15 protein-coding genes are annotated in these 13,586 nt (G+C 58.8%); 2 read left to right on the top strand and 13 right to left on the bottom strand.

Translation table 11 applies throughout. The annotated features are described in order from the left end of the window. Positions 1 to 85: 85 nt before the first annotated feature. The 11 genes from nei to D8B20_RS05245 form a co-directional block, all read right to left on the bottom strand. Positions 86 to 874, bottom strand: a complete 789-nt coding sequence (gene nei, locus D8B20_RS05295) for an endonuclease VIII (protein ID WP_145887796.1) — start codon at positions 872 to 874, stop codon at positions 86 to 88. 12 nt (positions 875 to 886) lie between these two features. Next, entirely contained in the window at positions 887 to 1,534 is a 648-nt protein-coding gene (pcp, locus tag D8B20_RS05290; RefSeq protein ID WP_145887793.1) for a pyroglutamyl-peptidase I, read from the bottom strand. 7 nt (positions 1,535 to 1,541) lie between these two features. Continuing rightward, positions 1,542 to 2,561, bottom strand: a complete 1,020-nt coding sequence (locus tag D8B20_RS05285; RefSeq protein WP_145887791.1) for a DUF979 domain-containing protein — start codon at positions 2,559 to 2,561, stop codon at positions 1,542 to 1,544. Then, a complete protein-coding gene (locus tag D8B20_RS05280; protein ID WP_145887789.1) occupies positions 2,558 to 3,286 on the bottom strand; it encodes a DUF969 domain-containing protein in 729 nt (242 codons plus the stop codon). The genes D8B20_RS05285 and D8B20_RS05280 overlap by 4 nt, the downstream gene beginning before the upstream one ends. Before the next feature lie 56 nt (positions 3,287 to 3,342). Next, positions 3,343 to 4,080, bottom strand: coding sequence for a 5-oxoprolinase subunit PxpA (gene pxpA, locus D8B20_RS05275; RefSeq protein WP_145887787.1), 738 nt, complete (start codon positions 4,078 to 4,080; stop codon positions 3,343 to 3,345). Then, on the bottom strand, positions 4,070 to 5,002 hold the full coding sequence (gene pxpC, locus D8B20_RS05270; protein ID WP_145887785.1) for a 5-oxoprolinase subunit PxpC: 933 nt from the start codon (positions 5,000 to 5,002) through the stop codon (positions 4,070 to 4,072). The genes pxpA and pxpC overlap by 11 nt, the downstream gene beginning before the upstream one ends. Further along, positions 4,996 to 5,655: a 5-oxoprolinase subunit PxpB gene (gene pxpB / locus D8B20_RS05265; protein WP_145887783.1), complete on the bottom strand. Its 660-nt coding sequence runs from the start codon at positions 5,653 to 5,655 to the stop codon at positions 4,996 to 4,998. Before pxpB ends, pxpC begins: the two co-directional genes overlap by 7 nt. A 138-nt stretch (positions 5,656 to 5,793) precedes the next feature. Beyond that, the gene (locus tag D8B20_RS05260) at positions 5,794 to 6,537 is read right to left on the bottom strand and encodes a type 2 GTP cyclohydrolase I (protein ID WP_145887780.1); all 744 of its coding nucleotides are present in this window, start codon (positions 6,535 to 6,537) and stop codon (positions 5,794 to 5,796) included. Between the two features lie 18 nt (positions 6,538 to 6,555). Then, positions 6,556 to 7,983 (bottom strand): deoxyribodipyrimidine photo-lyase, encoded by a 1,428-nt coding sequence (phrB, locus tag D8B20_RS05255; protein WP_145887778.1) that lies wholly within the window; start codon positions 7,981 to 7,983, stop codon positions 6,556 to 6,558. Positions 7,984 to 7,995: 12 nt separating this feature from the next. Beyond that, positions 7,996 to 8,952: a YbgA family protein gene (locus tag D8B20_RS05250; RefSeq protein ID WP_145887776.1), complete on the bottom strand. Its 957-nt coding sequence runs from the start codon at positions 8,950 to 8,952 to the stop codon at positions 7,996 to 7,998. A gap of 153 nt (positions 8,953 to 9,105) precedes the next feature. After that, positions 9,106 to 9,306 carry a YbfA family protein gene (locus D8B20_RS05245; RefSeq protein ID WP_145887774.1) on the bottom strand — a complete coding sequence of 67 codons (201 nt, stop codon included), beginning with the start codon at positions 9,304 to 9,306 and terminating at the stop codon, positions 9,106 to 9,108. A gap of 248 nt (positions 9,307 to 9,554) precedes the next feature. Here D8B20_RS05245 and kdpE point away from each other — a divergent pair, with 248 nt between their 5' ends. Further along, complete coding sequence (gene kdpE / locus D8B20_RS05240; RefSeq protein ID WP_145887772.1) at positions 9,555 to 10,229, top strand: two-component system response regulator KdpE; 675 nt, start codon at positions 9,555 to 9,557, stop codon at positions 10,227 to 10,229. Between the two features lie 39 nt (positions 10,230 to 10,268). On the opposite strand, the gene pgm is transcribed toward kdpE, so the two are convergent. After that, entirely contained in the window at positions 10,269 to 11,909 is a 1,641-nt protein-coding gene (gene pgm, locus D8B20_RS05235; protein WP_145887770.1) for a phosphoglucomutase (alpha-D-glucose-1,6-bisphosphate-dependent), read from the bottom strand. Between the two features lie 25 nt (positions 11,910 to 11,934). Beyond that, positions 11,935 to 12,474, bottom strand: a complete 540-nt coding sequence (gene seqA / locus D8B20_RS05230; RefSeq protein WP_145887768.1) for a replication initiation negative regulator SeqA — start codon at positions 12,472 to 12,474, stop codon at positions 11,935 to 11,937. Between the two features lie 246 nt (positions 12,475 to 12,720). Here seqA and ybfF point away from each other — a divergent pair, with 246 nt between their 5' ends. After that, on the top strand, positions 12,721 to 13,485 hold the full coding sequence (ybfF, locus tag D8B20_RS05225) for an esterase (RefSeq protein WP_145887766.1): 765 nt from the start codon (positions 12,721 to 12,723) through the stop codon (positions 13,483 to 13,485). Positions 13,486 to 13,586 lie beyond the last annotated feature (101 nt).

Here is a 13,586-nt window from a genome sequence, read left to right as displayed (position 1 = left end):
TGTGCAGGCACTGCGCTGCGGCGCGAGGACCGCCTGAGCACAGCCCGCATTGCCTGCGGCGTTTGTCCGGCTGCAGTCAGCGCCTTCACACCTGGCACCCCGGACACCAGTAAAAGGGACGTGAGGAGAGCACCCCTTTTTCAATGATCGCACCGCAGCGTCGGCACTTTTTGCCCTGACGATGAAACACTTCAAAGCGAAACGCTGCATCCTCATGGTATTTTTTCATGCTGCCGCGCATCTGATAAGAGAGCCGCGGTACAGCCAGCATTGCTTCGCTTAGCGCATCCAGCTGTGACGCGGTTAAGTCCTGCGCGCGATGCTGCGCCCGTAAACCGGCATGCCACAGGATTTCCACGCGCAGATAATTGCCGAGACCAGCGAGAAACGCCTGATCGAGCAGCAACCCGCTAAACTGACGCCGCCGGAAACGCGGTGACAGCAGCCGTTCGCGCACGGCATCCACTGTCAGGCTGGCGTCCAGCACATCCGGCCCTACGCGCTGCAGAAACGGGTGCGCGCCCAGCGTATCCGCATTAAGTAACTCAATCTCCGAGGCGCTGTAGAGCAAAATGGTGCGGTCTGCATTTGCCAGCCGCACGCGCAGCTGGCGTGACGTATTGGGCTCAGTGCCGCTTTTTACTACACGCCACACGCCATACAGCTGATTGTGACTGTAGAGCGTCAGCCCGTTCGAGAAGTGCGTCAGCAGCGCCTTACCGCGCGTCTCAAAGGCATCAATTGTCTCGCCCAGCAGTGAAGGTTCGTAGGTTTTCAGCTGCGGAAAAGCAAACCACACGTCGGTCAGTGGCTTGCCGACCATCGCGGCCGCCAGCTGATCCGCCGCCCGGCGAATCTCCGGTCCCTCTGGCATAACATCTCCTGATCAGTGAGTGGCTCCGCCGGCTGCGCGGATATCGTTTTCCGTGCTCAGGATAACCCGCAGCGACGTTTCCAGCGCCTGTACCACGCTGGCAGTAGACATACTGGGCGCGCCCGGATGCTGCGCAGCCTGCTCCGGCATATAGGGAATATGCACAAAGCCGCCACGCGCCGCGCTGCCGGAGGTATGCAGCCAGTGCAGCAGCTGGTACATCACGTTATTGCAGGTAAAGGTGCCGGCAGTCTGTGAAACAGACGCCGGAATCCCTACTTCCCGCAGGGCTGCCACCACGGCCTTAATGGGGATCGTGGCGAAATAGGCGGCCGGCCCGCCAGCCACCACCGGTTCATCAACCGGCTGTTGCCCGGCATTATCCGCAATGCGCGCATCGTTGACGTTGATCGCTACCCGCTCCACGCTAATATCGCTGCGTCCGCCGGCCTGCCCGACACACAGAATACGATGCGGCTTAAGCTCCTCCAGCGCCGCGGTCAGCACCGCACCGCAGGCAGAGAACACCACCGGCAGCTGACGCACGACAATACGCGCGTCGTCAATCACCTTCCCTTCAAAGCTGCGCACCGCTTCCCATGAAGGATTAATGTGCTCACCGCCGAACGGTTCAAATGCCGTCATTAACACGGTTTTCATGACCACCTCACAGGAACATCAGGAAATAAAGCAGGAAAATATTCACTAACAACAGTAGCACACCGGTAGGCACCTGAGCCCGGATCACCGCATTGCGATCGGGCAGCTCCAGCAGCCGTGCCGGGACGATATTGAAGTTCGCCGCCATCGGGGTCATCAGCGTGCCGCAGTAGCCGGAAAACATGCCGATCGCCGCCATGACCGCCGGATTGCCGCCGTGCTGCAGCACCAGAATCGGGATACCAATGCCTGCCGTAACAATCGGGAAAGCAGCAAAAGCGTTGCCCATGACCATCGTCAGCAGCGCCATGCCGCCTGCGTATACGGCTACCGCAATCAGACGATTATCCACCGCCAGATACTGTGCCGTGAGATGCGAAATCGCATTGCCCACGCCCGCGCTGGTGAACAGCAGGCCAAGCGTGGCCAGGATCTGCGGCAGGATAAAGGCCCAGCCCACCGCATCCAGCAGGCGACGCGTCTCCTGCATGGACTGCAAAGGCTTCTCATGGGTGAACTTCAGCGCAATCAGCCAGCCCAGCAGACAGCCCACCATCATGGAAAACAGCGTCACCAGCGTCGCGTGATTGCCGGGGCCAAATACCCGCGCCTGCAAACCCGGTAAATGGTTAAACGCCAGCACGCCCATCACCGTGACCAGCGGAATCGCCAGCGCGGGCATAAACAGTTTATTGCCCAGTCGCTGAGCGCTGGCCTGTTTTTCCGTCTCGCTGCGCTGATGATAGCGCCCCAAGCGCACGCCGCCGCAGCCAGCAATCAGCGCCATCAGGACCACTGCCACCCCGACGCCGATATTGAGCCAGCGGCTGCCACGCTGCGCCTCACCCGCCCACCGGGCAGCCAGCTGAAACGTCCAGTCGCCGGTCAGAAAAATCAGGCCATACAGCGCCCAGAACAGGCCGGTGGTAAAGCGACGCGGGTTCGCGCTGTCGCGCCAGGAAAGCAGTGCCACCATCAGCAGGATCGCCCCTGCCAGCCACATCAGATATTGCTGCTGGAACATTATTTCTCTCCCCGCGCGCGCAGCGCCTGCTGGTTCAGCGCGCCTAACTCACGCGATAGCTGGCGGTCAAGCCGCACCAGGCGCGCCGCATGGATCAGAAAGGCGCACAGCGCCGTCGGGATGCCCCATAGCGCGATATGCAGCGGCTCGGTAGCGATCCCCGCCGACTCCTGCATAAAGTTGTGCATGAAAATAATCGCGCCAAACGCCACGAAAATGTCCTCACCAAAAAATAACCCGACATTATCGGTGGCGGCGGACATGGCCCGCAGACGATGGCGCACCGCGGGCGGTACTTCGCCATAGCGGTTTTCTGTGGCCCCTTCGGCCATCGGGGCGAGCAACGGGCGCACCATTTGCGGATGGCCGCCGAGGCTGGTCAGACCGAGTGCGGCGGTAATTTCCCGCACAAACAGGTACACGATCAGCAGACGGCCGGCGGTCGCCGTTTTGATCTGCGCGATCCAGGTCTGTGCCCGCTCCTTCAGACCATGCCGCTCCAGCAGGCCAATGACCGCCAGCGGCAGCAGCAGAATCAGCGGCAGATTACGGGTATTGAGAAAGCCCGCGCCGAGTTTTTCCAGAATATCGGCCAGCGGCATGTGCGCTGCAATGCCGGTCACAAAGCCTGCAACAATCACCACCAGCACCGGATTAAAGCGCAGCACAAAACCGAGCACAATCGCGGCAATGCCCAGTAACGGCCAGAGGTTAACCACGTTATCCATTATTTTCCCCTCAGGAAATAAAAAGCCCGGCACGGTGCCGGGCAAACAGTTAATGATTATGCGCTGGTGACCGCAATCTGATGGGTCTCAAAAGCCTCGCGCAGGGTGCGGGCAAACTGCAGGGCGTGTGCGCCGTCCCCATGCAGACAGACCGTTTCCGCATTCACCGTCACCCATTCGCCGGTGATGCTGCGGACCTGGCGCTGCTGCACCATGGTCAGCGTCTGCGCCAGCGCCAGATCGGCCTGTTCGATCATGGCCCCGGGCTGGCTGCGCGGTACCAGCGCGCCCGTTGCCAGATAGCCGCGATCGGCGAACACCTCTTCACGCGTACGCAACCCCTGCTGCGCGCCGGCCTGAATCAGGGCGCTGCCCGCCAGCCCCACCAGAATCAGCGCCGGATCAACCGCTTTTACCGCGCGCGCAATGGCTTCCGCCAGCTGCGGATCGGCGGCGGCCTGGTTATAGAGCATGCCGTGAGGTTTCACATGTACCAGCGGCTGGCCTTCACTTTCAGCCATACTTTTCAGTGCGCCGATCTGATAGATCATCTGCGCATACACCGTTTCCGCTGGCAGCTGCATCGCGGTGCGGCCAAAATTCTCCCGATCGGGAAAACCCGGATGCGCGCCAATGGCCACCCCGCAGGCTTTTGCCCAGCGCACCGATTGCAGCATGGTTTGCGCATCGCCGGCATGAAAGCCGCAGGCGATGTTGGCCGAGCTCACCAGCGTCAGCAGTTCACGATCGCTGGCGCTGCCTTCACCGAGATCGGCATTGAGATCAATTTTCATGGCTGAGTCCCCAGGCTATCTGATCCAGTGCGCGCTGCTGCTGCTGTTTAGCCAGCAGCGCCTCTTCTAACGTGCAGTGGATAAAGTGTATTGGCTCGCCGAGGCGAATCTGCGCCAGCTGATAGAGATCCGCTTCGATGATACAGGCGATACGCGGATACCCTCCGGTGGTCTGCGCATCGGCCATCAGTACGATGGGTTGCCCGTTTGGCGGTACCTGAACCACGCCTGGCACCAGCCCGTGCGACAGCAAATCCCGTGTGGCCGTACGCTGCAGATTGCGCCCCTGCAGCCGGTAACCCATGCGGTTACTCTGCGCACTCAGTTTCCACGGCACGCGCCAGAATCCCTCCTGCGCTTCGCGGCTAAATTCGCTGTACTCCGGCCCCGGCAGCGCACGAATGCGATTGCCCCACAGCAGCTGGCGCACGCCCGCTTTGTGCTGAAACGTACGCGTGGCTTTACCGAGCGGCAACGCATCACCGTCCTGCAGCTTTCGCCCCTGCCAGCCACCAAAGGCGGCTTTTAAATCGGTACTGTGTGAGCCCAGCATCTCCTCAATCGCAAAACCGCCATTAACGGCCAGATAGCTGCGCATACCGCTGACCGGCATAGCGAGGCTCAGCACCTGCCCCTTCTTCACCGGTAAACGCCAGCCGGTCCATACCGGCTTGCCGTCCAGCTCGGCGCTGCAGTCTGCCCCGGTCAGGGCAAACCAGCCGTCACGACGAAATTCCGCTTTAAATTGTCCAAGCACGATCTCCAGCACCGCGCTATTTTCCGCGTTGCCTACCAGCATGTTGGCTGTGCGCATCGAGGGCTCGTCAAGCGCACCGCTGATGCTGATGCCATATTGTCGCCAGCCATGACGGCCGCGGTCCTGAACAGAGGTCATCAGGCCGGCGCGCAGGATTTTTAACATACGCCCTCCTTTTGTGGCACAAAACGCACCGTGTCACCCGGGCGCAGTAGCACCGGCGGCTGCTGATGGGGATCAAACAGACTGAGCGGCGTATGGCCAATCAGCTGCCAGCCGCCGGGAGCGGCCAGCGGATAGATGCCGGTCTGACTGCCGCCAATGCCCACGGAGCCGCGCGGCACGCTCACGCGCGGTTCAGCCCGGCGCGGGGTATGCAGGCGCTCGTCAAGTCCCCCGAGGTAAGGGAAGCCAGGCTGGAAACCGATGAAATAGACCACGTAATCGACGCTGCTGTGCAGCTCAACCACCTGTTGGGCACGCAGACCGGCGCGTTCGGCGACCACCTGCAGATCGGGCCCGGCGCTGCCGCCATAGACAACCGGAATCTCTACCCGGCGCTGGTCAGACAGCGGCTGCGCCTCACTCTCTTCCCACCAGCGCTGCAGACGCTCGATGGCGTCCAGCGCATTTAACTGCGGATCGCGCAGCAGCAGAGTCAGGTTATTCATGCCGGGAATGGCTTCCTGCACCTGCTCATCCTGCTGCAACCGCTGGCACAATCCCCAGATGCGCTGCTGGCTGGTAAGCGAAACCGGCGGTTCCAGCTCCAGAACCACCGCCCGCTCACCCAGCAGATAACAACGTGCTCGTTGCAAAACCCACCTCCTGGTTAATGACAACCGCGCCGAAAGATATTTTGCGACACGAAAAGTCAATACGTTATGCGAAAGTGGAGGAGAGGTGTCAACCGGTTTGCGTCCTGAGTGCGTGCTCAGGACGCCGGTGGTGAAAAATCAGGCAGGATTGGGAATGTCGATGAAGGTCACCTCGAGGCCGTGCTGCTGCGCCAGCCATTCGCCCAGCGCTTTGATGCCGCCGCGCTCAGTTGCATGGTGTCCGGCAGCGTAAAAGTGCAGACCCTGTTCACGTGCGCTGTGGATGGTTTGTTCGGAGACTTCGCCGGTGATAAAGGCATCAACACCAAAGGCTGCCGCGCTGTCGATAAAGCCCTGACCACCGCCGCTGCACCAGGCAATGCGTTTGATGAGCGCAGGCGCGTTGTCGCCGCAGTGCAGCGGCTCACGGCCAAGACGTACAGCGATTTTTTCTGCCAGGGCACGGCCGCTCAGCGGCGTTGCCAGTTCGCCCCACGGCACCAGCGGCTGAATCTCGCCTTTTACGTCGATATCAAACAGCGTGGCCAGACAGGCGTTATTCCCCAACTGCGGATGCGCATCCAGCGGCAGATGCCAGCCATACAGATTAATATCATTGGCCAGCAGCGTGCGCAGGCGCTGACGCTTCATGCCTTTGATGACCGGCGCTTCGTTCTTCCAGAAATAGCCATGATGCACCAGCACCGCATCGGCGCCGCGCCTGACCGCTTCATCCAGCAGCGCCTGACAGGCCGTAACCCCGGTGATCAGGGTCTTTACTTCCGGTCGCCCTTCTACCTGCAAACCGTTAGGTGCGTAATCGCTGAATGCGCTGGTGTTCAGCTGCTGATTCACCACGCGCTCTAATTCGAAATTGTTCATAACCCCTCCCTGAACGCCTCAGGCCACGCTGCGCGCGCGCTCGAAGGCGTCTAATGTCTTTTTACGTGCTTCCTTATGTTCCACGATTGGCGCGGGATAATCGAGTTTCCTGTTATTTTTTTGCGCCCAGAGATGGGGCTGATGAATATGGTTGTCCGGCACCTGCCTGAGCTCCGGCAACCACTGACGGATAAATGCGCCCGTTTGATCAAAGCGCTCGCCCTGGGTTGTCGGATTAAAAATACGGAAATACGGGGCTGCATCCGTGCCGGTGGAAGCCGCCCACTGCCAGCCACCGTTATTGGCTGCCAGATCGCCATCCAGTAACCGCTCCATGAAGTAACGTTCACCTTCCCGCCAGTCGATGAGCAAATCTTTCACGAGGAAGCTGGCGGTGATCATTCGCAGGCGGTTATGCATCCAGCCCAGCGTATTAAGCTGGCGCATCGCTGCATCGACAATCGGATAGCCGGTTTTTCCTTCCTGCCACGCCTGCAGATGCGCCTTGTTGGTTTGCCACGCGACATGCCGCGTCCAGTCAACGAACGGCTGATGTTTACACAGCGCCGGAAATGCCACCAGAAGATGGCGATAAAACTCGCGCCAGATAAGCTCATTCAGCCAGACCAGGCCTTCACCTGCCGTGAGCGCGTGCGGGTGCTCCTTTAACACGCGGTGCAGACACTGCCGCGGCGACAGCACGCCGGTCGACAGATAGGGCGATAAGCGGCTGGTGCCATCCACGGCTGGCGTATCGCGCTGCTGCGGATAATCCTTTACCCCTTGTTGCGCAAAGTGGCGCAGCTGTTTCAGCGCGGCTTCTTCACCGGGCGGAAACAGCGTGTCGTCAAAGGCTTCCAGTGGATAGTCAAATGCCGGAATAGGCACTTTTTTGCGAACCGGCGCACCTGCACGTGCTTTCGGCGCAGAATAACACTCCGGCAGGCTTTGCTGCAGGCGACGCACAAATGCCTTACTAAAGGGGGTGAACACCTTGAACATGCTGTTGTTGCCGGTCTGCACGCTGCCAGGCGGCAGCAGCAGGCTATCGTCGAATCCCTGACAGGTCACGCCGCGCGCATCAAGCCGCTTCTCTGCGGCCGCGTCACGCTCGCGCTCATTGATTTCATACTGATAGTTGTAATACAACGCGTCTACCTTATGCTCGTCACAGAAGGTTTCCAGATAATCTACCGACGCGGCAAAGTCCTGACACTGGTGATAATGCAGCGGGATCCCCCGCCCGGCCAGCGCATCCTGCAGCAACAGCAGGCTCTGGTGAATGAAGGCGGCCTGTTTTGCCGCCATATGATGCTGCTGCCACTGTGCGGGCGTGGCGATAAACAGCGCCATAACCTCGGCGTTGCTGTCACGGCAGGCAGCCGCCAGCGCGCTGTTATCGTTGATGCGCAAATCATTGCGCAGCCAGACTAAATGAGTCGCCATACCACCCCGCGCTTACTGGCCATAGCGCAGACGCAGCGCTTCCGGATAGGGATCAAAATAGCGCTGCTCTGCCAGCCACGGATGCGGGAACTCCGCCATATAGTGTTTTAGCATGGTAATGGGTGCCAGCAGCGGCTGCAGACCACGGCGATAGCGATCGATCAGCTGCGCCAGTTCCTGCCGCTGCGGCGAACTCAGCTGCGGACGAAAATACCCCTGCACGTGCATCAAGACGTTAGTATGGTTGCGGCGTGAGGCTTTATGCGACATCAGCTGCATCAGGCGATTGCGGTATTCGGCGGCGTAATCCTCCAGCGAATCCCATTGATCCATGGCCGCAACAAAACGCCCCAGCTCACGATACTGGCTCTGATCGTGAGACAGCAGCAGCAGTTTATAACGGCTGTGGAACGCCATGAGCTTGTGGCGACTTAAGCCGCTGCGCCACATTTCATGGAATTCGTGCAGTGCAAAGACGCGTCCCATGAAGTTTTCACGGATGGCATGATCGTTTAATCGTCCATCTTCTTCCAGCGGCAGCCAGGGCATCTCCTGCTGCAGAAACGCCGTGAAAATGCCGGTTCCGGCTTTACGGTTGTTATTGGTTTCCGGCTCATACACCCGCACGCGTTCCAGTCCGCAGCTGGGGGACTTGGCACAGAGGATGTAACCGCACAGGTGATGAAGCGATTTTACCCGTTCAGCGGACCAGCGCTGCATCTCCCCGGTCAGCTCTTCGCTGCCGTCTTTACTGAAGCACAGATGAATCTGGTCATCACTCTGCTTCACCAGGCGCAGCGCCGGACGCGGCGTGGGCAGGCCAATCGCCATTTCCGGGCACACAGGTTCAAAGCGCACAAATGGCGCGAGATCGTCAGTCGCAAAGGCAAAACGCTTATGGCCGCCGTCGAATCGGACGCTATCCCCGAGCAGGCAGGCACTGATGCCAACAGGAATTTTCTCGCTCATACTTGTACAACCTCCAAAATCTTGTAGAGGTTTTAAGTTTAGCGTAAACGCGACGGAAAGACAGCAGGGGTAATGTGGCGTAAGCAATAATTTTAAACAAAAAACCCGGCGCTTCAGGAAAAGTCACCGGGTTTGTCAGGCAGCATCTTAGGCTTACCAGTAAACACCACCTGCCGCTTCTGACTGCGCCAGCCAGACCGGCTTATCGCTGGTTTTACACCACATACGATGCAGATAGCTATAGAAACGCGCACGATCCTGACAGAACAACATAAAGGGCAGCGCCAGCACGCCCATCGCTACCACCAGTAAACGGCGCAGCAGGATTTTATAGAGTGGATATGCCTGATACATCTTTGCCCCCTCGTGGTCAGTCTTGTCCGGTAATGTGATCTACCGCAGATAATACGCGCAGTTGTGTAATTTTACTACTCATCCGACCACTATTTCTGCGTTTTTTTGCAGCCGGCTCCACATTATTGTGAAAGCGGGTTACAACATTGTGAACAGAAAGATCGCTACCGGTTACGCATATCCTGACGGACGCCGGCGCGGTTTATTGCTAAAGTAGCGCGTTACCTTTTTTTGCCGCAGGAGCCAGCGTGACGACCATCTTGATTGTGGAAGATGAAAAGGAAATCCGCCGTTTTGTGCGCCTGGCGCTGGAAAGCGAAGGCCTGAAAATCGTGGAGGCGGAACAACTGCAGCGCGGGCTGATTGAAGCCGCGACGCGCAAGCCGGATCTGGTGATTCTGGATCTTGGCCTGCCTGATGGCGACGGCATCACCTTTATCCGCGAAGTGCGCCAGTGGAGCAGCATGCCGGTTATCGTGCTGTCGGCGCGCAGCGATGAGCAGGATAAAATTGATGCGCTGGATGCCGGGGCTGATGATTACCTGACGAAGCCTTTTGGCATCGGAGAACTGCTGGCGCGCGTGCGCGTGGCGCTGCGCCGTCATCAGAGCAATCAGCCGGAACCGCGTATTGAATTTGGTGAGGTCAGCGTTGATCTTGCCGCCCGCCGCGTGCAGCGCAGCGGTCAGGAAGTGCATCTCACGCCAACTGAGTTTCGCCTGCTGAGTCTGCTGCTGAACAACGCCGGCAAGGTGCTGACGCAGCGGCAATTACTGAATCAGGTCTGGGGACCCAATGCCGTGGAACACAGCCACTACCTGCGTATTTACATGGGGCACCTGCGGCAGAAGCTGGAAATGAATCCGACGCAGCCCAGTCATCTGCTGACCGAGACCGGTATTGGCTATCGTTTTATGCCATAAAAAAGGCCGCTTGCGCGGCCTCTCTGATGCTCTGCCCTGTCAGGCGTTTTTCAGCACTTCGCTGACAATCTCCACTGCTTCTTTCTCGATCTGCTGACGATGCTCAGCGCCGAGGAAGCTTTCACAGTAGATTTTATAGGCGTCTTCGGTGCCGGACGGACGGGCAGCAAACCAGCCGTTTTCCGTCATCACTTTCAGGCCACCAATAGACGCGCCGTTGCCCGGTGCGGCGGTCAGACGCGCGGTGATCGGATCACCTGCCAGCGTATCGGCGCTCACCATTTCCGGCGACAGTTTTGACAGCGCGGCTTTCTGCGCCGAAGTCGCAGGCGCCTGCAGACGGTTGTAGCTTGGTGCGCCGAAGCGAGCCGCCAGTTCGTCGTAATGCTGCTGCGGGTTCTTGCCCGTCACGGCGGTGATTTCTGCCGCCAGCAGGCACAGGATGATACCGTCTTTATCAGTCGACCAGGCTGAGCCATCGAAACGCAGGAAAGAAGCACCTGCACTCTCTTCGCCGCCGAAGCCAAAGCTGCCGTCAAACAGACCATCAACAAACCATTTGAAGCCCACCGGCACTTCGACCAGCTTACGGCCGATGTCATTCACCACACGGTCAATCATCGCGCTGGACACCAGCGTTTTGCCAACGGCCACCTCGTTGCCCCACTGCGGACGATGCTGGAACAGATAGTTAATCGCCACCGCCAGATAGTGGTTCGGATTCATCAGGCCAGCAGGCGTGACGATACCGTGACGGTCATAATCCGGGTCGTTACCGAACGCCAGATCGAACTTATCTTTGTATGCCAGCAGGCCAGCCATGGCGCACTCTGAGGAGCAGTCCATGCGCACCACGCCATCTTTATCCAGATGCATAAAGCGGAAGGTCTGGTCGATAGCATCGTTGACGATGGTCAGGTCCAGCTCGTAGTGCTCTGCAATGCGCTGCCAGTAAGCCATACCGGAGCCGCCAAGCGGATCCACACCGATTTTCAGACCGGCTTTCTGAATGGCCGGGAAGTCGATGACCTGTGCCAGCCCTTCCACATAGGGCTGAATCAGATCCTGCTCCGTGATGTGACCGCTCTTCCACGCCTGATCCAGCGACAGACGCTTCACGTCTTTCAGCTCACCTTTGATCAGCTGATTAGCACGGTCTTCGACCACTTTGGTCACGTTGGTATCGGCCGGGCCACCGTTTGGCGGGTTATATTTGATCCCGCCATCTTCCGGCGGGTTGTGCGACGGCGTAATGACGATGCCGTCTGCCTGCGCCCCGCCGCGCTTGTTGTGTTCCAGAATGGCGTTAGAGATCGCAGGCGTTGGCGTATAGCCATTATCCTGCTGAACAATCACGTCTACGCCGTTGGCCGCCAGCACTTCCAGCACCGACAGAATGGCCGGTTCAGACAGCGCGTGGGTGTCTTTACCCACGTAGCAGGGACCGGTGATGCCGTTCTTTTTGCGCTCTTCAGCAATCGCCTGCGCAATCGCCAGGATGTGCACTTCATTGAAGCTGTGACGACCCGCGCTGCCGCGGTGGCCAGAGGTGCCAAATTTCACCGCATGGTCCGGGTTCGCCGCATCCGGCTTCAGAACGTAATACTGCGAAGTTAATTGTGCAACGTTAATCAAATCGCTCTGCTGGGCAGGCTGCCCGGCACGGGTGTGATTGGCCATTGGCGCTTCTCCCTGACGCTTCAGTTTAAATGGTACCGCAAACTTTCTCTGCCAGTTCCTGCGGGAACTGCATGGCTAACATGATGTGCTCCACCATGCTGCATTTACGGCCGGTATTGGTGTTCGTGATCACCCAGTACGGTGTGCCGGGCACGTGCTTCGGCTTAGTATGGGTGCCATTTTGCAGCAGCGTGTGCTCATCACCCGCGAAATAGACGCGGGTACGCCCCTGCAGTGAAGCAGTGGCTTCGGCAAATGCTTCGGGATCAAGACGATAGAGTGTTGACAACACCAGCATGAAGCGATTTACCGCTTTCTTCTGTTCCGCATATTCATCGGAAAGCAGCAGTTCACGCACGGCACGGACGCGGTCCTGCGGACGCGCTTCGCTGCGCACAGGCTGCACCTGCGTGACCGGTGCGCTGGCAGCTGACGCTGCAGGAGGATTCTGGCCCGCGCTGAATTTGAGCATGCGGCGCAGAATGTCTGAGGCGCTTTCACCAATATGCTGCGTATGGCTGGCAATATAACGGTAGAGCTCTTCGTCAACTTCAATCGTTTTCATCTTTTTCCGTACAATTCTGGCAAATGGCAGAACCCGCTTATCTGCTGTGGCTTAAGCAACCTCAAGCCGGGCAAAATGTGAGCTGGCTCTAACATAAGGATTATAAAGTTAAATCCGCGGCAGCCGATAGCGCTGGCATCGTTTCCGGGCAAAAGTCGGAATATGCCCTAATGCCGGACGCACTGCACCGGGACAGGTGAATCCATGATAACCTAAGCCCAGGTCTCAAACGTAAGAACTTTAGCCATGATTTTGAATGCCCGTCTGCAAACTGAACAATCTGCTCCTGATGCCACCCCGATTCTGTTTATTCACGGCCTGTTCGGCAGCCTGGATAACCTTGGCGCGCTGGCGCGCGGCGTACGAGACGCACGGCCGACGTTGCAGGTTGACGTGCGCAATCATGGCTTATCGGCCCGGAGCACGGTAATGGATTATCCGGCAATGGCTCAGGACATGCTGGATACGCTGGATGCGCACGACATCGCCCGTGCCGACGTCGTCGGTCACTCCATGGGCGGCAAAATAGCCATGGCGCTGAGCGCGATTGCGCCGGATCGCCTTGGCAAGCTGGTCATGATTGACATTGCTCCGGTGGATTATCAGACCCGGCGCCACGATGAAATTTTCGCCGGTATCCGCGCCGTCAGCGCGGCGGGCTTGACCCGTCGCAGTGAGGCAGCTGAAGTCATGCGGCAATACGTGACGGAAGAAGGCGTCATTCAGTTTATCCTGAAGTCGTTTGCTGAAGGCGAATGGCGCTTTAACGTGCCGGTGCTGTGGGATAACTATAGCCGTATCTCCGGCTGGGAGGCGGTGCCGCCCGCACCGCATCCGGCGCTGTTCATTCGCGGCGGCGACTCACCCTATCTGGATAACCAGTATCGCGATGCGCTGCTGCATCAGTTTCCGCAGGCGCACGCGCATGTGATCAGCGGTGCCGGACACTGGGTGCACGCAGAAAAACCGGATGCGGTATTACGCGCCGTGCGGCGTTTTTTTAACCTGTAAAAGCAAAAGCTTGTCGCAGGCGGTTTAGGGTTGGCGTCACGCGGGGCGCTGGAGTATGATGTCGCGCTAAAATTTTGCCGCGGCTGCTTTTTTCGCCGCGG

The sequence above is a fragment of the Candidatus Pantoea soli genome (assembly GCF_007833795.1).
Lineage (GTDB): Bacteria > Pseudomonadota > Gammaproteobacteria > Enterobacterales > Enterobacteriaceae > Pantoea > Pantoea soli.
The sequence above is the reverse complement of the archived record's forward strand: the minus strand, read 5'-3'. Positions and strand labels throughout refer to the sequence as shown.